Source organism: Pantoea sp. Sc1 (assembly GCF_000255315.1).
Classification (GTDB): Bacteria; Pseudomonadota; Gammaproteobacteria; order Enterobacterales; family Enterobacteriaceae; genus Pantoea; species Pantoea anthophila.
This window is the reverse complement of the sequence record NZ_AJFP01000001.1, coordinates 1,879,746-1,897,446: the sequence shown is the minus strand read 5'-3', so window position 1 is coordinate 1,897,446 and position 17,701 is coordinate 1,879,746. Positions and strand designations below refer to the sequence as shown.

The 17,701-nt window shown below is 58.1% G+C and carries 17 protein-coding genes; 10 read left to right on the top strand and 7 right to left on the bottom strand.

Annotation, left to right across the window (positions count from 1 at the left end):
• Nucleotides 1–26 precede the first annotated feature (26 nt).
• The 4 genes from pabB (at nucleotide 27) to S7A_RS08745 (ending at nucleotide 5,299) form a co-directional block, all read left to right on the top strand.
• On the top strand, nucleotides 27–1,406 hold the full coding sequence (gene pabB / locus S7A_RS08760; RefSeq protein ID WP_009089828.1) for an aminodeoxychorismate synthase component 1: 1,380 nt from the start codon (nucleotides 27–29) through the stop codon (nucleotides 1,404–1,406).
• On the top strand, nucleotides 1,390–1,953 hold the full coding sequence (locus S7A_RS08755) for a CoA pyrophosphatase (RefSeq protein WP_009089827.1): 564 nt from the start codon (nucleotides 1,390–1,392) through the stop codon (nucleotides 1,951–1,953). Before pabB ends, S7A_RS08755 begins: the two co-directional genes overlap by 17 nt.
• 188 nt (nucleotides 1,954–2,141) lie before the next feature.
• Nucleotides 2,142–3,506: an L-serine ammonia-lyase gene (locus S7A_RS08750; RefSeq protein WP_009089825.1), complete on the top strand. Its 1,365-nt coding sequence runs from the start codon at nucleotides 2,142–2,144 to the stop codon at nucleotides 3,504–3,506.
• 224 nt (nucleotides 3,507–3,730) lie between these two features.
• Nucleotides 3,731–5,299, top strand: coding sequence for an EAL domain-containing protein (locus S7A_RS08745; protein ID WP_033736219.1), 1,569 nt, complete (start codon nucleotides 3,731–3,733; stop codon nucleotides 5,297–5,299).
• Nucleotides 5,300–5,428: 129 nt separating this feature from the next.
• Here the strand turns inward: S7A_RS08745 and S7A_RS08740 are convergent, their stop codons facing one another.
• A complete protein-coding gene (locus S7A_RS08740; RefSeq protein WP_009089823.1) occupies nucleotides 5,429–7,009 on the bottom strand; it encodes a TerC family protein in 1,581 nt (526 codons plus the stop codon).
• 504 nt (nucleotides 7,010–7,513) lie between these two features.
• Between S7A_RS08740 and manX the strand changes: the two genes are divergently transcribed.
• The 4 genes from manX to S7A_RS08720 all read left to right on the top strand — a co-directional run bounded on the left by manX (nucleotide 7,514) and on the right by S7A_RS08720 (nucleotide 10,755).
• Nucleotides 7,514–8,476 carry a PTS mannose transporter subunit IIAB gene (gene manX / locus S7A_RS08735; protein ID WP_009089821.1) on the top strand — a complete coding sequence of 321 codons (963 nt, stop codon included), beginning with the start codon at nucleotides 7,514–7,516 and terminating at the stop codon, nucleotides 8,474–8,476.
• 66 nt (nucleotides 8,477–8,542) lie between these two features.
• On the top strand, nucleotides 8,543–9,343 hold the full coding sequence (locus tag S7A_RS08730) for a PTS mannose/fructose/sorbose transporter subunit IIC (RefSeq protein ID WP_009089820.1): 801 nt from the start codon (nucleotides 8,543–8,545) through the stop codon (nucleotides 9,341–9,343).
• 15 nt (nucleotides 9,344–9,358) lie between these two features.
• Nucleotides 9,359–10,204 carry a PTS mannose transporter subunit IID gene (locus S7A_RS08725; RefSeq protein WP_009089819.1) on the top strand — a complete coding sequence of 282 codons (846 nt, stop codon included), beginning with the start codon at nucleotides 9,359–9,361 and terminating at the stop codon, nucleotides 10,202–10,204.
• A gap of 92 nt (nucleotides 10,205–10,296) precedes the next feature.
• Nucleotides 10,297–10,755 (top strand): DUF986 family protein, encoded by a 459-nt coding sequence (locus S7A_RS08720; RefSeq protein ID WP_009089817.1) that lies wholly within the window; start codon nucleotides 10,297–10,299, stop codon nucleotides 10,753–10,755.
• On the opposite strand, the gene rlmA is transcribed toward S7A_RS08720, so the two are convergent.
• The 4 genes from rlmA to S7A_RS08700 form a co-directional block, all read right to left on the bottom strand.
• Nucleotides 10,752–11,561, bottom strand: coding sequence for a 23S rRNA (guanine(745)-N(1))-methyltransferase (gene rlmA, locus S7A_RS08715; protein ID WP_009089814.1), 810 nt, complete (start codon nucleotides 11,559–11,561; stop codon nucleotides 10,752–10,754). The two genes, S7A_RS08720 and rlmA, sit on opposite strands and share 4 nt — an antisense overlap.
• 137 nt (nucleotides 11,562–11,698) lie before the next feature.
• Nucleotides 11,699–11,908: a transcription antiterminator/RNA stability regulator CspE gene (gene cspE, locus S7A_RS08710; protein WP_003852684.1), complete on the bottom strand. Its 210-nt coding sequence runs from the start codon at nucleotides 11,906–11,908 to the stop codon at nucleotides 11,699–11,701.
• 649 nt (nucleotides 11,909–12,557) lie between these two features.
• Nucleotides 12,558–13,562 carry an MBL fold metallo-hydrolase gene (locus S7A_RS08705; RefSeq protein ID WP_009089812.1) on the bottom strand — a complete coding sequence of 335 codons (1,005 nt, stop codon included), beginning with the start codon at nucleotides 13,560–13,562 and terminating at the stop codon, nucleotides 12,558–12,560.
• An 18-nt stretch (nucleotides 13,563–13,580) separates the two neighbouring features.
• Nucleotides 13,581–13,853: a YebO family protein gene (locus S7A_RS08700; protein ID WP_009089811.1), complete on the bottom strand. Its 273-nt coding sequence runs from the start codon at nucleotides 13,851–13,853 to the stop codon at nucleotides 13,581–13,583.
• A gap of 212 nt (nucleotides 13,854–14,065) precedes the next feature.
• Here S7A_RS08700 and S7A_RS08695 point away from each other — a divergent pair, with 212 nt between their 5' ends.
• Complete coding sequence (locus tag S7A_RS08695) at nucleotides 14,066–14,302, top strand: YobH family protein (protein WP_009089809.1); 237 nt, start codon at nucleotides 14,066–14,068, stop codon at nucleotides 14,300–14,302.
• Nucleotides 14,303–14,332: 30 nt separating this feature from the next.
• On the opposite strand, the gene kdgR is transcribed toward S7A_RS08695, so the two are convergent.
• The gene (kdgR, locus tag S7A_RS08690) at nucleotides 14,333–15,124 is read right to left on the bottom strand and encodes a DNA-binding transcriptional regulator KdgR (protein WP_009089808.1); all 792 of its coding nucleotides are present in this window, start codon (nucleotides 15,122–15,124) and stop codon (nucleotides 14,333–14,335) included.
• Nucleotides 15,125–15,307: 183 nt separating this feature from the next.
• Between kdgR and S7A_RS08685 the strand changes: the two genes are divergently transcribed.
• Complete coding sequence (locus S7A_RS08685) at nucleotides 15,308–16,678, top strand: MFS transporter (RefSeq protein ID WP_033736217.1); 1,371 nt, start codon at nucleotides 15,308–15,310, stop codon at nucleotides 16,676–16,678.
• Between the two features lie 53 nt (nucleotides 16,679–16,731).
• Here the strand turns inward: S7A_RS08685 and htpX are convergent, their stop codons facing one another.
• Entirely contained in the window at nucleotides 16,732–17,616 is an 885-nt protein-coding gene (gene htpX, locus S7A_RS08680) for a protease HtpX (protein WP_009089804.1), read from the bottom strand.
• Between the last annotated feature and the right edge of the window lie 85 nt (nucleotides 17,617–17,701).

The following is a 17,701-nucleotide window of genomic DNA, read 5'->3' as shown; positions in this document are numbered from 1 at the left end:
TCTTTGCTTGCTGATTTTTCTGCCCGATGATTGTTGAAACCCTCACGCTTGATTATACCCCGGATGCGCTGACCCGGCGTTTTGCCCCCATTGCCCATCTGCCCTGGGCGATGCTGCTCTCCTCCGCCCAGGCCAGCCACAGCGATAACCGCTTTGATATTCTGACGGCTAATCCCCGCGCCACCCTGGTGACCCGCGGGGAGATCACCTCGATCAGCGATCGCAGCGGCACCCGTGAATCGGCCGCCGACCCTCTGCTGCTGGTGCAGCAGCAGTGCGATGCGCTGGGCGTGACGCCTGCCGCCAGTGAGACGCTGCCGTTTCAGGGCGGCGCGCTGGGTCTGTTTGGCTACGACCTGGGCCGCCGGTTTGAAACGCTGCCCGCCAGGGCCGAGGCCGACCTCATCACGCCCGATATGGCCGTAGGGATCTATGACTGGGCGCTGATTGCCGATCACCATCAGCAGACCCTGACCCTGGTGGCGCTGGAGGCCGCGCAGGCGCGGCTCGCCTGGCTGACACAGTGGCCCGCGCGTGAGGCGCTGCCCTTTTCACTGACCAGCGGCTGGCGTTCTAATCTGAGCTACGCCGACTATGCCGCCCGCTTCGCGGCGGTTCAGGACTATATCCAGGCCGGTGACTGCTACCAGGTTAATCTGGCACAGCGTTTCCAGGCGGCTTATCAGGGAGATGAGTGGCAGGCGTTCTGTCAGCTGAATGACGCTAACCGTGCGCCGTTCAGCGCTTTTCTTCGCCTGCCGGAGAGTGCCATCCTCAGCCTGTCGCCGGAGCGTTTCCTGTCGCTGAATAACCGGCAGATCGAAACCCGACCGATCAAGGGAACCCGGCCACGCTGCGCGGACCCGATAGCAGATGCGCAGCAGGCGGAGGCGCTGCGTCATGCGGAGAAAGATCGGGCCGAGAACCTGATGATCGTCGACTTACTGCGTAATGACATTGGCCGCGTGGCGCAGCCCGGCTCCGTTACCGTGCCGGCACTGTTTGAGGTGGAACCCTTCCCCGCCGTGCATCATCTGGTGAGTACGGTTCGTGCCCGGCTGCCCGCCTCTCTGCAGGCCACCGACCTGCTGCGGGCCTGTTTTCCGGGAGGCTCGATTACCGGCGCGCCCAAGATCCGGGCCATGGAGATCATCGATGAACTGGAGCCCCAGCGGCGCAATGCCTGGTGCGGCAGCATTGGCTATCTCAGCCTCTGTGGGCGGATGGATAGCAGCATCACCATTCGCACCCTGATTGCCGAGGGTCAGCAGCTCTACTGTGCTGCCGGTGGCGGCCTGGTGGCAGACAGCGATCCGCACGCGGAATATCAGGAGACGCTGGATAAAGTGAGCCGGATCTTACCGGCACTGGAACAATCGGGAGGTTCAGTTGGCTCTGACGCTTGAGACTTTTCGCTGCCGCTTTCTGTTGCAGCAGCCTGCGCGCACGACGCAGCGCCTCTCTGGCCGGCACGCGGCAGTCCTCGTGCCCATCGTGGCGCGGCCTGAGCCGGGCCTGTTGCTGACGCAGCGCTCGCACGCCCTGCGCAAACATGCCGGACAGGTCGCCTTTCCGGGCGGAATGCAGGATGACGACGACGCTTCGCTGATCGCCACAGCACTCCGCGAGGCCCATGAAGAAGTGGGCATCGAACCGCAGCAGGTCGAGATACTGGGTTCGCTGCCTGCGGTGACCAGCAGTACCGGTTTTCAGGTGACGCCGGTGCTGGGGATCATTCCGGCCAGTCTGCGTTTAACCCTCAACCCGGATGAGGTGCACCGCGCCTTTGAGATGCCGCTGGCTGAGGCGTTACAGCTCAGCCGCTACAGTTCGCTGGAGGTTCATCGGGCCGGTGTCAGGCACCCGGTCTGGCTGTCACGCTATCAGGATTATCTGGTGTGGGGGATGACCGCCGGAATAATCCGCGCACTGAGCACACAGATCGCCTTCTGACCACCCCTTTTCCCGCCCGATCATCCCGGAAGCCCGTCAACTCCCTGCCGGGCCCCGCTATAATATTTTCTATCGGTTTTGATAAGTTTATTTCATGCGAAAAGCTGCTCTTTTCCGGTGCATGACCATTACTATTAGCGCCATAAACTGCCCCGGCAGAGTGAGAATAATTGTGAGGAGTGTCACCTGTGATTAGTGTTTTCGACATGTTCAAAGTGGGCATTGGCCCCTCGAGTTCGCATACTGTCGGCCCGATGAAAGCGGGTAAACAGTTTGTGGACTTGCTGTGCGAACAGGGAAAGCTGCAGGAGGTCACCCGAATCGCTGTAGATGTCTACGGTTCCCTGTCGCTGACCGGCAAGGGTCACCACACTGACATCGCCATCATTATGGGTCTGGCGGGCGAATCGCCGGACACCGTTGATATTGATGCGATCCCCGCCTTTATTAAAGACGTTGAGCAGCGTGAGCGACTGCTGGTGGCGAAAGGGGCGCACGAAGTCGACTTCCCGCGCGAAGGCGGCATGGTGTTTCGCAGTGAGAATCTCTCGCTGCATGAAAATGGCCTGCGCCTGCTGGCCTTTGCCGACGACCTGCTAATCCTGTCAAAAACCTACTATTCCGTGGGTGGCGGGTTCATTGTTGATGAAGAGCATTTCGGCCAGTCGGCGCTGGATGAGGTCTCGGTTCCGTGGCCGTTCCACTCTGCCAAAGATCTGCTGGCGCACTGCCGTGAAACCGGCCTGTCACTCTCCGGCCTGGTGATGAAAAATGAGCTGGCGCTGCACAGCCGCGATGAGATCCATGCCTACTTCGCCACGATCTGGCAGACGATGCAGGCCTGTATCGATCGCGGTCTGAATACCGAGGGCGTCCTGCCCGGTCCTCTGCGTGTGCCACGCCGCGCCGCGTCGCTGCGTCGCCTGCTCACCTCCTCAACCAAACACTCCAGCGACCCGATGATTGTGATCGACTGGATCAATATGTTTGCGCTGGCCGTCAATGAAGAGAACGCGGCGGGCGGCCGGGTGGTGACCGCCCCGACGAACGGTGCCTGCGGTATCGTGCCTGCGGTGCTCGCCTACTATGATCACTTTATCGAACCCGTAACGCCCGATATCTTCCTGCGTTACTTCCTCGCCTCGGGGGCGATTGGCGTGCTCTATAAGATGAACGCCTCCATCTCGGGCGCAGAAGTGGGCTGCCAGGGTGAAGTCGGCGTTGCCTGCTCCATGGCGGCGGCCGGGCTGGCAGAGCTGCTGGGCGGCAGCCCGGAGCAGGTCTGCGTGGCGGCTGAGATCGGCATGGAGCATAACCTGGGTCTGACCTGTGACCCGGTCGCCGGACAGGTGCAGGTGCCCTGCATTGAGCGTAATGCTATCGCCTCTGTCAAAGCGATTAACGCCGCGCGTATGGCCCTGCGCCGCACCAGTGAGCCGCGCGTCTCTCTGGATAAGGTCATCGAGACGATGTATGAAACCGGCAAAGACATGAATGCCAAGTATCGTGAAACCTCCCGCGGCGGTCTGGCCATTAAAGTACAGTGTGATTAAGCGAAACGTTTAAACGTTCAAATAACGTGCAAACGTAATCAAATCCGCATCCTGCGCTATCTCAGCGCAGGTTTACACGGTAGAGTATTTTCCGCGCAGCCGTCCGGCCTGCGCAGCTATCCAGACCCGCTTTTCTGCATTCCGGCCTCAATTTTAATGGGGCCGTGCCGATATTAACCCCGATATTTTTTGCTTTTTTCTGGCTTTAGGGAAGGTGGATACTGATGTATATGGCCCAGCAATTTGTTGGACAATTCAGACGAAAGCGTTTGCTTATTGCACTGTCAATCGCCACCGTAGTGCTGATACTCACGCTGGCCTTTCGCTATATCGAAGAGAAGTCACGTATTGAGCAGCAGGCAATGGATTTTGCCGACAAAGCGATTATGCGCTTTGACCGGATGTTCTCGCCGCTGGAGGTATCCGCCAATAACACGCTGGGTCTGGTCGGCGTCCCCTGTCAGGACGTCCGCTTTCCGCTGATTGAAAAAATCTCTTCCCTGCAGACCGTCCGGGCGATTCTGCTGGTGGATAACGACAGTATCTACTGCTCCAGTATTTACGGGCCTCGCGCCATCCCCTTCAGCCAGACCTACCCCGATTTAGCTTTTAACAACCAGCGCATGACCCTGTCTACCGACCAATATCTGCTGAAAGGCTCGCCGGTTCTGCTGCTGTGGACCCCCAGAAGCCTCGATAACCGCGCCGGGATTCTGCAGGTAATTAACATCGAGATGATGAGCAACTATGTGCTCGAACCGCAGCTGCCCTGGGTGGAACGTGCCGTGTTCAACGTCAACGGCCAGAGTCTGGAGTATGGTAATCCCCTTATTGAGCCGACCGTACCCTCGGAAGAGGAGGTGAGCTATGAGCAGGGCTCGCTGCGTTACCCCTTTACTCTGACGCTCTATGGCCCCTCACCGACCCGACTGGCGCTGGCAACCCTGCCCTCGCAACTGCCGCTGGCGCTGCTGCTCAGTCTGCTGATGGGCTACATTGTCTGGCTGGCGACCGCAAACCGGATGAGCCTGAGCTGGCAAATCAGTTATGGCATCACGGCTAATGAGTTTATGGTCTACTGTCAGCCGCTGATCAACAGCAGCAGCGGCGAGTGCGACGGCATCGAGCTGCTGCTGCGCTGGCATAACCCCCGCCAGGGCTGGATTGCACCGGATGTGTTCATCCCGCTGGCCGAACGTCAGAACCTGATTAAGCCGCTGACCCGCTTTGTGCTGAATGAGGTGGTCAGGCAGTTACCCCAGCTACCGGATGACCGCAACTTCCATATCGCTATCAACGTCGCTGCCAGCCATTTCCGGGACCGCGCCATCCTGCAGGATCTGCAGAACCTCTGGTGGCCTGCCAATCCGGTGCCAAAACTGGTGGTCGAGCTGACCGAGCGGGATGCCCTGCCGGTGGTCGATCAGTCGGTGATTGCGCAACTGCACGAGATCGGCGTGCGGCTGGCGATTGATGACTTCGGCACCGGTCACAGCTCACTCTCCTATATGAAGGATTTGCAGCCTGACGTGCTGAAGATCGATAAGATATTCACGGCGGCCATCGGCACGGACGCGATCAACGCGACGGTGACGGATATGGTGATTTCCCTGGCGCAGCGCCTGAACATCAGCCTGGTGGCCGAGGGAGTAGAAACGGCTGAGCAGGCCGCCTACCTGTGCGAACGCGGGGTGGATCATCTGCAGGGCTACTATTTCGCCCGCCCGATGCCGCTGGAGGACTTTCCGGCCTGGCTGACGCAGCACCGGCTGGAGGTGCGGCAGTCCTCATAACCGGACGCGTCGGAAGCGGTGTGTCCTGGCGCTTTGCCGCCACCGATAAAAAAACAGCCGCGGCGGTCAGGCAGCGGCTGTCGGAGAGAGTCAGCGCGGCCTCAGTAACGGACCGCGCGTCGAAAAGCGTTACGCCTCTTCATCCTCATCGTGTGGCTTATCTTTGGTGACGCGCACCAGATCGATACGGTAGTCGGTCGCTTCGATAATCTGAAAGTGCAGCGGGCTGATATCGATCACGTCGCCCGGAAGCGGCAACTGCCCTTTCTGCGCAATCAGCAGACCCGCCAGCGAGGCGTGATCTTCGGTCGGATCGACCAGTTCATGGAAGTCGAGCAGCTGCTGCAGCGAGTGCAGATCGGTGCCGCCCTTCACTAACCAGCCATCCCCATCAGCCACGATCTCCGGCGTTTCATCTTCATCCGGGAATTCACCCGCAATCGCTTCCAGCACGTCCAGCGGCGTAATCAGCCCCTGCACGACGCCAAACTCATTGGTGACGATGACGAAGCTGCCACGTGCACGACGCAGCACGCCAAGCAGGTTAATCGGGTCCAGCGTTTCAGGCACCACGATGGTAGGCGTATTCGCTGCAAACGTCGCCACATCCACGCCATGCTCCAGCGCCACCAGCAGCTCTTTCGCCCGCACCACACCGATAATTTCATCCAGCTCGCCCCGGCAGACCGGGAAGAGGCTGTGAGGTGTATCCAGCAGCTGATCGCGAATCTCATCCAGCGGACGGTTCGCATCGACCCAGGAGATCTCACCGCGCGGCGTCATGATGCTGCGGATCGAGCGGGACGCCAGCGTCAGTACGCCATTAATCATGAAGCGCTCTTCATCTTTAAAGGCTTCCTGCGGCATCGCCTCGGCCAGCGCAGACTCTTCGCTGCTGCCTGCATTGTTGCTGCTCGCCGTCTGCGCGCGGTTGCGACCGCCCATCAGGCGCAGAATCGCCTCTGCGGTGCGCTCACGCATCGGCCGGTTTGACTGATGGCGGATAAAGTTCCGGCGCGCAATCTGGTTGAACAGCTCAATCAGGATTGAGAAGCCAATCGCCGCATAGAGGTAACCTTTCGGAATATGGAAACCAAAGCCTTCTGCCACCAGCGACAGGCCGATCATCAGCAGGAAGCTCAGGCAGAGCACCACCACCGTCGGATGCGCGTTAACGAAGTTGGTTAATGGCTTGGACGCCAGCAGCATCACACCCATCGCAATCACCACGGCGGTCATCATCACCGGCAGGTGGTTCACCATACCCACGGCGGTGATAACGGCATCCAGTGAGAAGACCGCGTCCAGTACCACAATCTGTGTCACCACGGCCCAGAAGCTGGCATAGCCGCGGTTCCCGCCGCCCTCGAGCTGACGGTTCTCCAGCCTTTCGTGTAGCTCCATGGTCGCTTTGAACAGCAGGAACAGGCCCCCGGCCAGCAGGATTAAATCACGACCGGCAAAGCTGAAACCGCCGACGCTGAAGAGCGGCGTGGTGAGCGTAACCATCCAGGAGATCAGCGAGAGCAGACCCAGACGCATCACCAGCGCCAGCGACAGGCCGATCAGGCGCGCTTTATCACGCTGCTTCGGCGGCAGTTTGTCGGCCAGAATGGCAATAAACACCAGGTTGTCGATGCCCAGGACGATTTCCAGTACGACAAGCGTCAGTAAACCCGCCCAGATTGAGGGGTCGAATAAAAATTCCATTATTTATGACTCCTGAACAGGGAAAAGAGCAAGCCGGTGTCTGTCGGCGCAGCGAGGCGTGACATCCGGGTCGTCGGGAAAACAGAGAAAACGCCGTCAGGCGAAAGGTGACGCGCCAGCAGGCGCAAAGAACAGATTAAGCGACGTCGGTGACGATCCATAAAGGTGGGCTGAAGCCCGACACTCCTGAGTAATAAACAGAAGGCTAATGTATCAGGTCGGTAAATGGCGTCAAAAAATTTTCTTATTTTTACAATCTGCAACGAGGTTGATCGTATGCATAAAACGATTCACTCGTTCTGCCGTGGGGTAAATAACTGACCAATGTCACAAAATTTATTTTTTCGATCACTAAAATAAATCGCGACCTAACCGCCTTAACGGTGTTAACCGATGATTTCTGGCGCTCAGCCAGTCATCGCCAGCACCCTGTTAAAAATAACCGAAACGATTCTGACAGGGCCATTTACTCAGATGAGCTTCTTTAGTGAACGGAGGTAGCACGTGACCATTGCGATTGTAATTGGTACTCACGGCTGGGCAGCGGAACAACTGCTTAAAACGGCAGAAATGCTGTTAGGAGAGCAGGAGAACGTCGGCTGGATAGACTTTGTGCCGGGTGAAAATGCAGAAACACTGATCGAAAAATATGAAACGCAGCTGGCAAAACTGGATACGACGCAGGGGGTACTCTTTTTAGTCGATACCTGGGGTGGCAGTCCGTTTAATGCGGCCAGCCGTATCGTGGTGGATAAACCGCAGTATGAGGTCATCGCCGGGGTCAATATCCCGATGCTGGTCGAAACGCTGATGGCGCGCGATGACAACCCGACGCTCGACGAGCTGGTGGCAGTGGCGGTTGAGACCGGCCGTGAAGGCGTTAAAGCGCTGAAAGCCAAAGAGGAGGCGCCCGCGCCCGCCGCCGCAAAACCGGCTGCGCCCGCGCAACCGGCTAAGCCGATGGCCCCCGGCGACCATATGAAGATCGGGCTGGCGCGTATCGATGATCGCCTGATCCACGGCCAGGTCGCGACGCGCTGGACCAAAGAGACGAACGTTCAGCGCATTATTGTGGTCAGCGATGAGGTGGCAAGGGATCACGTCCGCAAAACCCTGCTGACGCAGGTTGCGCCGCCCGGCGTGACGGCGCATGTGGTCGATGTCGATAAGATGGTTCGGGTGTGGAATAACCCGAAGTATGGTCAGGATCGGGTGATGCTGCTGTTTACCAACCCCACCGACGTTCTGCGCGTGGTGGAACAGGGTGTCGATATCAGGACCGTCAACATCGGCGGGATGGCGTTCCGTCAGGGAAAAACCCAGGTCAACAATGCGGTTTCGGTGGATGAAAAAGATATCACCGCCTTCCGCAAACTGAATGAACGCCATATCGAACTGGAAGTGCGTAAGGTTTCCAGCGATCAGAAACTGAAAATGATGGATCTGATTGCGAAAGTAAACGCGTAACAGAAGAGCTGCTGCGCCTGCGTTTCCGGGCTCATTTTCGCTATCCTGCTGAGGACAAGAAGTATGATGGAAATAACCTCGCTACAAATTATTCTGATTTTTATTGTTGCCTGTATTGCCGGCATGGGATCGATTCTGGATGAGTTCCAGTTTCACCGTCCGCTGGTGGCCTGTACCCTGATTGGTATCGTGCTGGGGGATATGAAAACCGGCATTATCATCGGCGGGACGCTGGAGATGATTGCGCTGGGCTGGATGAACATCGGTGCCGCCGTGGCCCCCGATGCCGCTCTCGCCTCCATCATCTCCACCATTCTGGTGATCGCGGGCGGTCAGAGTGTGGGAGCCGGTATTGCGCTGGCCATCCCGCTGGCCGCAGCCGGACAAGTGCTGACCATCATCGTGCGAACCCTGACTGTCGCCTTCCAGCATGCCGCGGACAAAGCCGCAGAGAAAGGCAACCTCACCGCTATCTCCTGGATCCATGTCTCTGCCCTGCTGCTGCAGGCGATGCGTATCGCTATCCCGGCGCTGATTGTGGCGATCTCCGTCGGCACCAGTGCGGTTCACGCTCTGCTCAGTTCGATCCCTGAAGTGGTCACCAATGGTCTGAATATCGCGGGCGGCATGATTGTGGTGGTCGGTTACGCGATGGTCATCAACATGATGCGCGCGGGCTACCTGATGCCCTTCTTCTATCTCGGCTTTGTCACCGCGGCCTTTACCAACTTTAACCTGGTGGCGCTGGGGGTCATTGGCGTGGTGATGGCGGTGCTCTACATTCAGCTCAGCCCGAAATACAACCGTGTAGCGGGGGCTCCTTCCGGCCCGGCGACCGCGAACGATCTTGATAACGAACTCGATTAAGGAACAGGTGATCACATGGTTGATATTACGAAAGTCGAAAAGAAACTGACACCCGGTGACGTCCGCGCCGTCTTTATGCGCTCGAACCTGTTTCAGGGATCGTGGAACTTTGAACGTATGCAGGCGCTGGGCTTCTGCTTCTCAATGGTGCCGGTGATACGCCGTCTCTATCCGGAGAATAATGATGAGCGCAGGCAGGCAATCAAGCGCCATCTGGAGTTCTTCAACACCCACCCTTATGTGGCCGCGCCGGTGCTCGGCGTTACCATGGCGATGGAGGAGCAGCGTGCCAACGGCGCGCCTATCGACGACGGTGCCATCAACGGCCTGAAAGTCGGTCTGATGGGCCCGCTGGCCGGTGTCGGCGACCCGATCTTCTGGGGCACCGTGCGTCCGGTGTTTGCCGCGCTGGGTGCCGGCATCGCGATGAGCGGCAGCCTGCTGGGCCCCTTGCTGTTCTTTGTGCTGTTTAACCTGGCACGCCTGCTGACCCGCTACTACGGCGTGGCGTATGGCTATCGCAAAGGGATCGATATCGTCAGCGATATGGGCGGCGGATTCCTGCAGAAACTCACGGAGGGCGCCTCGATTCTCGGCCTGTTTGTGATGGGCGCGCTGGTGAACAAGTGGACGCACGTCAACATCCCGCTGGTGGTGTCGCGTATCACCGACTCCACCGGTAAGACCACCGTCACCACGGTGCAGTCGATCCTCGATCAGCTGATGCCAGGCATCGTGCCGCTGCTGCTGACCTTCGGCTGTATGTGGCTGTTGCGCCGTAAGGTCAACGCGCTGTGGATTATCGTCGGCTTCTTTGCCATCGGTATTTTTGGTTACTGGATCGGCCTGCTCGGTCTGTAATCTCAACCGGCCGGGCGCGCTGGCGCCCGGCTTTTAAGCGTAGTGAGCTGAGCCACAACCGGCTGAGCTCACCCCGTTTGAGGCCAGATGTTATGTCATTAACTGATGCGCTTATCGCGCTCTGCATTGCCGCCCTGCTGCTGTTCGCCCTTTATGACGAGGTGATTCTGCCGCGTCGACGCGGGCCTGTCCGCTTACGGGTCGCCCTGCAGCGACGGCACAAAATCGACAGCCTGATTTTCATCGGGCTGCTGCTGATTCTGCTGGGAAACAACATCAGCCATCACGGCCCGCAGCTCACCACCACCCTGCTGATGGTGCTGAGCTTTCTGGCGTTCTGGCTTTTCTGGCTGCGCAGGCCCACGCTACTGATGAAAGCCGAAGGGTTATTTTATGCTGGTGTCTGGATTGATTACCGGCGGATTCAGGGCATGAATCTCTCTGAGGATGGCATTCTGGTCATTCAGCTGGAGCAGCGCCGGCTGCTGATTGCGGTGCAGCAGCTCGACGATCTGGAGCGCATCTATAATACGCTGGTTGAGGCGCGCTAGTCGCGCTGCCACTGCGTCAGGGTAAAGTCGGCATCACAACTGAACGACTCGCTCTGCTGCAGCGTCTCCCAGACCGCCTCCCGCGCCCGCCACGCAAAAGGCGTCATCTGCAGCAGGGTCGTTGCGGCCCCGCCCGTCAGCGCCATCGGATAACGCAGCGTATGCTGCGCCACCTGCCGGAAGCCCGGGTAGGTTTTCTGCTCTGGCGCATGCAGCTGCACGTCACGATAGATCAGGGCTTTGAACTGCTGCAGATGATGCGGTCCCGGCGTTACCGTCAGTACCGTGCCGCCGGGCTTCAGGACGCGGGCCAGTTCCGCTTCATTGCAGGGCGCGTAAATCCGCACCACGGCATCCAGCGAGCCATCGGCAAAAGGCAGACGCTGGCTGGAGGCCACGCAGAACCGCACCGCGGGATAACGCTTAGCGGCGAGGCGGATAGCCATTCTGGCCACATCCAGGCCATACACCTGTACGCCTTCCCCTGCCGCCTCTGCCAGCTCAGCGGTGTAGTAGCCTTCACCACAGCCGATATCCAGAATCTGGCTCTCCGGCAGGTTCAGCACCGGTTGCAGCAGCGCGACGACCTGCTCACGCAACGGCTGATAGTAGCCCGCCTGCAGGAATTCCCGTCGAGCCTGCATCATCTCTGCACTGTCACCTGGCTCACGCGACCGTTTATGCTGAACGGGCAGCAGATTGACATACCCCTCTTTCGCCTGATCAAACTGATGGCGATTCTCGCAGGACCAGCTGCGGGCATGGAAAGTCAGAGGAGAGTGGCAAAGCGGGCAAATCAACGACATAGGGGACTCCGGCATCAGATAACGCGGCGCAGTGTAACCTTATCGTTTACGCATCGGAAGCATAAAGAAAGCCCCGGCCGACCGGCCAGGGCTTTGAGAATCCATATCAGGGTGCGATGCACCGAGGCGGAGTCGAATCAGATAGCAGTGACGTTAACAGCTGCCGGGCCTTTCTGGCCATCCTGAATTTCGAACTCAACGCTCTGGCCTTCAGCCAGGGTTTTGAAACCATTGCCCTGGATGGCAGAGAAGTGTACGAACACATCTTTGCTGCCGTCTGCAGGGGTGATAAAACCAAAACCTTTAGACTCGTTGAACCACTTAACCTGACCTTTAATCTTTGCCATTTTGCAAATTCCTTTAGATGTTTATTTAGCCCGAAGGCTGTCTTACAGAAAAACCAGAGACGTTACTGCATGAGGCACTAATTAAGGTTCGGCAAGGAAGCGGTATTCAACGTCAACGTCTTTACTCGTACTTCTTCACTGAAGATGCCATGCATAAACAGAACTGTACCTCGTTTAACCCACGAATTGTTATCACATATCCTAAAAACAATGGCAAGCCATTTTTAAAGTCTCAGAGAGGCAGCACGCACAATTGCCAGAGGGCTCACACAGCCTGTTCTGTCGCGGCGCTAAAACCCGGCATAAATATAATGAACCCGCAGGTTCATTTCCTCCGGATGCCTTCTCGTCCGGGCTAACTCAATGGATACCATAAGAAATTAATATTTCACAAATATGGCAGTAAGCGAATTGATAAGCGAAGCGACAGGAAAGCGAAGCAGCAATAACCTGACGTTAATCCTGTACGACACTTTTTATTTGGTACAGGTATCTTCTCTCCTGCACCAAAAACAGGAAACTGCTCTGAGCTCTGCTCCAAATAAAAGCAGCCGCGCGAATCCGGCTTATTAAAAATTTAACCATCAATGTGATAAAAAAAGATTTCTGTTAAAAAAAGCCGGTGTAACCGTCTTCCCCGGCTCCAGGATTATTCCTGGGGTGGATTATTCAGGCTGCGGCTTTCGCCTATTCGCCAGGGCGCGAAGCTGCCCTGCTCCTCCTCTGCCCGCCGCAGTGCCGCAGCCAGTTCCTGCGGAGGCGCATCCAGTGCCTCATCAGCCAGTTCAAATACGCCCCAGTGGATAGGCAGCGTCAGCGGTCTGCCCGCCGCCTGCCAGAGTGCCACGGCCTGATCGGGATCCATATGCTGGCCTGCCATGAACCATTTCGGTGCATAAGCGCCAATCGGTAAGGCTGTCACGCTGAAGGGGCCAAGCCGGGCGGGGATCGCCAGCAGGCTGTCGCTGTAGCCACTGTCACCGGAGAACCAGAAGCGCACGGAGGATGAACGCACGACCCAGCCACACCAGAGCGAACGGTTGCGATCGCGGGGCGACCGCATACTCCAGTGACGCGCCGGAACCGCATCAAAACAGAGATCGCCCACCCTGACCTGCTGCCACCAGTCAGCCTGATGTACCTGCTGCACTCCCCGGGCGCGGCACCACGCTGCCAGGCCCAGCGGCACAACAAAGGTGGCCTGCGGGAAACGCCGGACGATCGCTTTGACCGTCGGCCGATCCAGATGGTCGTAATGATTGTGAGAAATCAGCACGACATCCAGATGCGGCAGGTCGGCAATGGTGAGCGGCGCGGGGGTTTTGCGCTGCGGTCCGGCAAAAGAGAACGGCGAGGCGCGGGATGAAAGGGCGGGATCGATCAGAATGTAACGCTGATTGAGCCGCAACAGCACGGCGGCATGGCCCAGCCACCAGAGGCGATCGTCACTGCCGCTGAGATCGGCGGGTTGCCACCACTCTTCAACAAAAGCGTCATAGCCCTGTTGCGGTGGCATCGGAAGACCCTGCGCTTTTCGCTCCCGACGCCAGCGCCGGAGATCGCCCGGCTGACGCGCTTCCGGCTCTGGGTTACGGAAGCCCTCTGGCGTATGGTGCGCTTTACTGCTGTCATACCACGGATTCTTTCCGCTCATCCCGCCTCTCTGTTCTGATTAACGTTCCGGGATTAACCGGATAAAGTCGCGCTTCTCCCGCTCATCCTCGGGTTTTTTACTCTCCGCGCCAGGCTGCAGCTCAATCAGACGACGCAGCAGCTGATTCTGTTTTTTCTGCTCTTCCAGCAGCGATTCCAGCAAACGGATCTGCTCACCGGCTCGAACGCTGGCACGATTAACGAAGAACCAGGCGATAAACGCCACAATCAAAATGATGACCAGCAGGCCATAGCTGACCAGGGGGCCCGGATTTGCGGCTAACTCATTCATAACTGCCTCATAAAACAAAGTGAAAACGCCAGAACACGACAACCGCGTATTCTACCTGTCGCCATCACAAAAGATAATGGGGTTAACGGCAAAGCAGAATTTGCCGTTTCAGTTATCTCTGATCGATTCCCGCCGAAAAGCCAGGCATGCTGCTATCATTCTGACCGGCAGCACCAGGTGGAGCGCTGAGTTACCTTTCACAAGGAGATACAATGAAACTGTTTATTCGCATGGTAGGCTTGCTGGCGGTGATCTGGCTGGCGATGCTCTTTACCGGTTATGGCGTGTTAACCGGCAGCACTAAGAATGCAGCGGGACTGGGCCTGCAGTGCAGCTATCTTACCGCACGCGGTGTGATTAACGCCCAGTATCTGCACACGGACAGCGGCGTGGTCGGCGTAACCGATTGTCCGCTGCTGAAGAAAAGCGGAGAAGTGATCGATAACTGATAAAAGCGCGGGCCGCATGGCCCGCGCTGTTCAGAAAGGATAGGCGTGAAAGCCCATTTCCGAGGAAATCGTTCGCGCCGCCCGCTGCAGCATCTCCACATAATCCTGACGCGCCTCTTCTGAAAAACGAATCGTGGGGAAAGAGAGGCTGAGGCCGGCAATCACCACCCCGAAGCGATCAAAGACCGGCACCGCGAGGCAGCGTAACCCCTCCTCCTGCTCTTCATTATCTTCGCCATAACCCTGCGCCTTCACCTCGTCCAGCGCCGCCAGCAGGGCGTCCGCGCTCGTCAGCGTATTCGGCGTGCTGCGTCTGAACTCCACCTGGCGCAGAATCTCTTCCGTTTCCTCGCGGTCGCGCCAGGCGAGCAGCACCTTGCCAATCGCGGTGGAATAGAGCGGATTGCGGCGACCAATGCGCGAATACATGCGCAGGTTATAGAGCGAGTCGATTTTATGGATGTAGACAATGCTCTCCTCTTCCAGCGCGCCCAGATGCACGGTCTCACGGGTCAGACGCGACAGCTCCCGCATCTGCAGATCCGCGCTGCGGATCAAATCGACATTCTGCAGCGCCTTCGCCCCCAGTTCGAACAGTTTGAGCGTCAGGGAGTACTTTTCGCTCTCACCTTCCTGGGTGACATAGCCCAGCGTTTTCATGGTTTGCAGAAAACGGTAGACCGTGCTTTTTGACATCATCACACGCTGCGCCAGCTCAGTGATGCTGTGGTCGCGCTCTTCACCCAGCGCCTGCAAAATGCCAAACACTTTCAGCACGGAGGAGACGGAATCGGGCTGTTTGCCATTTTCAGCAGAGGACATCGCGCACCTTGTTCAATCAGTTACAGAAATAAGACAGAACGCCAGTATAGAGTGACGCAGCGGAAAGCGGCAATGGTTTCACCCCGGTGTCGCCGGTCACGCGATCTTTTTCACCTCCGGACGCTGCAATTTCGCGTCAACTTCATTAGCATGATGATATTCACCCTCTTTAGTAATTAACCTATGACACTCTCCCCTCCTCAGGATGGTTTACCCGGCGCTCAGCGCTATATGGCGATTATCACCATCGCGCTCGGACTCACGATGGCGGTATTAGATGGCGCGATCGCCAACGTGGCGCTGCCCACCATCTCACGTGAACTGAACGCCAGCCCGGCGCAGTCCATCTGGATAGTGAACGCCTATCAGATTGCGATTATCGTCTCGCTGCTGTCGCTCTCCTTCCTCGGTGACATGCTGGGCTATCGTCGCGTGTACCAGACAGGTCTGGCGCTGTTTATTGTGACGTCGGTCTTCTGCGCCTTCTCCACCTCACTCACCATGCTGACCTGCGCCCGCGTTCTGCAGGGGCTGGGCGGCGCGGCGCTGATGAGCGTCAATACCGCCCTGATACGCATTATCTATCCGCAGCGCTATCTGGGGCGCGGTATGGCCATCAACTCGCTGGTGGTGGCGGTTTCGACGGCGGCGGGCCCGACGGTGGCGGCCGCCATTCTGTCGGTGGCGAGCTGGAAATGGCTGTTTCTGATTAACGTCCCGCTGGGTGCCGTGGCACTCTGGCTGGCGCTGCGGACGCTGCCCGATAATCCGCAGAAAGCCACTACGCAGAAATTTGATGTGCCCAGCGCCATCATGAACGCCCTGTTCTTTGGGCTGATCATCTCCGCATTGAGCGGTTTTGCGCAGGGTCAGAGTCACCTGCTGGTGCTGTCAGAAGTGATCGGACTGCTGGTTGTCGGGTGGTTCTTCATTCGTCGCCAGCTCGCGATGACGGTGCCGCTGTTACCGGTTGACCTGCTGCGTATCCCCATTTTCAGCCTGTCGATGGGGACGTCGGTCTGTTCGTTCTGCGCGCAGATGCTCGCCATGGTGTCGCTGCCCTTCTTTCTGCAAAACGTCCTGCAGCGTGATGAGGTGGCCACCGGTTTACTCCTGACGCCCTGGCCGCTGGCCACCATGGTGTTTGCGCCGATTGCCGGCCGGCTGATTGGGCGGGTGCACGCCGGGCTGCTGGGGGGCATCGGTCTGGCGATGTTCGCGCTGGGGCTGTTTCTGCTTGCCTGGCTGCCGGCCAATCCCGGCGACGGCGATATCATCTGGCGCATGATGCTGTGCGGTGCCGGTTTCGGGCTGTTTCAGTCGCCCAACAACCATACTATTGTCACCTCAGCGCCCCGTCATCGCAGCGGCGGTGCCAGCGGCATGCTGGGTACCGCGCGTCTGCTGGGTCAGAGTGCGGGTGCCGCGCTGGTCGCGCTGATGTTTAATCTGTTTGATGAGCAAGGCACGCACGTCTCGCTGCTGCTGGCGGGCAGTTTTGCCGCCGTAGCGGCGCTGGTCAGCGTGTCACGGATGACGCAGAACCGCGCCTGAGGGCCGAAAAAGAAAAGGCGACCCGGGGGTCGCCTTTTTTATGCCGCTCAGGGCTATTTCAGATACTGGCCGCTGCGCAGGGCTTCAATACGCTTGTCCAGCGGGGGATGCGACATAAACAGCTCGCTGAACGACTTGCCTTTGCCGTTGATGCAGAACGCCATCATGCTGCTCGGCTCCTGCGGTTCGTAGCTGGTTTTCAGACGCTGCAGCGCCGCAATCATCTTCTCACGGCCGACCAGCTTCGCTGAACCGGCATCGGCGTGGAACTCGCGGTGACGGGAGAACCACATGGTGATAATGCTGGCAAGAATACCAAACACCAGCTCCAGCACCATCGACACCGCAAAATAGACCAGCGGGTTGCCGTTGCTGCTCTCTTCGCCATCGTCACGGTTGCCGGACATGAAGCCCGCCGCGATCTGCGCCAGAATGCGGGACACGAAAATCACGAAGGTGTTCACCACACCCTGAATCAGGGTCATAGTGATCATGTCGCCATTGGCGATATGCGACACTTCGTGCGCCAGGACCGCTTCAGCCTCATCGCGGCTCATGTTCTGCAGCAGACCGGTTGAAACCGCTACCAGCGAGGCGTTACGACGTGCACCCGTGGCAAAGGCGTTGATGTCAGGCGCGTGATAAATCGCGACCTGTGGCATCGCAATGCCCGCCTGTTGAGCCTGACGGCCGATCGTCTCCATCAGCCAGCGCTCCGTTTCATTGCGCGGCTGTTCAATCACTTCACCACCCACCGATCGCAGTGCCATCCACTTCGACATCAGCAGTGAAACAAACGCACCGCCGAAGCCAAACAGGCCTGCCATGATCATCAGGCCCTGGACACTGCTTGACTGGATCCCTGTCAGGCTGAGAATCAGCCCGAATACCAACATCACAGCCAGGTTGGTCATCAGGAAAAGAGCAATACGCATCATAATCGTTAATCTTCCTCAGTAGTTCACGCGCCTATACGCGGATAGATATCCTATGTGCATTGGGGCGCTTTTCAAGCGACCTTAA

Excerpts from the sequence above, each read along its gene's own strand:
- pabB (WP_009089828.1), top strand. The coding sequence starts at position 27 with ATGATTGTTGAAACCCTCACGCTTGATTATACCCCGGATGCGCTGACC.
- S7A_RS08745 (WP_033736219.1), top strand. The coding sequence starts at position 3,731 with ATGTATATGGCCCAGCAATTTGTTGGACAATTCAGACGAAAGCGTTTG.
- S7A_RS08740 (WP_009089823.1), bottom strand. The coding sequence starts at position 7,009 with ATGGAATTTTTATTCGACCCCTCAATCTGGGCGGGTTTACTGACGCTT.
- S7A_RS08730 (WP_009089820.1), top strand. The coding sequence starts at position 8,543 with ATGGAAATAACCTCGCTACAAATTATTCTGATTTTTATTGTTGCCTGT.
- S7A_RS08725 (WP_009089819.1), top strand. The coding sequence starts at position 9,359 with ATGGTTGATATTACGAAAGTCGAAAAGAAACTGACACCCGGTGACGTC.
- S7A_RS08720 (WP_009089817.1), top strand. The coding sequence starts at position 10,297 with ATGTCATTAACTGATGCGCTTATCGCGCTCTGCATTGCCGCCCTGCTG.
- rlmA (WP_009089814.1), bottom strand. The coding sequence starts at position 11,561 with ATGTCGTTGATTTGCCCGCTTTGCCACTCTCCTCTGACTTTCCATGCC.
- cspE (WP_003852684.1), bottom strand. The coding sequence starts at position 11,908 with ATGGCAAAGATTAAAGGTCAGGTTAAGTGGTTCAACGAGTCTAAAGGT.
- S7A_RS08705 (WP_009089812.1), bottom strand. The coding sequence starts at position 13,562 with ATGAGCGGAAAGAATCCGTGGTATGACAGCAGTAAAGCGCACCATACG.
- S7A_RS08700 (WP_009089811.1), bottom strand. The coding sequence starts at position 13,853 with ATGAATGAGTTAGCCGCAAATCCGGGCCCCCTGGTCAGCTATGGCCTG.
- S7A_RS08695 (WP_009089809.1), top strand. The coding sequence starts at position 14,066 with ATGAAACTGTTTATTCGCATGGTAGGCTTGCTGGCGGTGATCTGGCTG.
- kdgR (WP_009089808.1), bottom strand. The coding sequence starts at position 15,124 with ATGTCCTCTGCTGAAAATGGCAAACAGCCCGATTCCGTCTCCTCCGTG.
- S7A_RS08685 (WP_033736217.1), top strand. The coding sequence starts at position 15,308 with ATGACACTCTCCCCTCCTCAGGATGGTTTACCCGGCGCTCAGCGCTAT.
- htpX (WP_009089804.1), bottom strand. The coding sequence starts at position 17,616 with ATGATGCGTATTGCTCTTTTCCTGATGACCAACCTGGCTGTGATGTTG.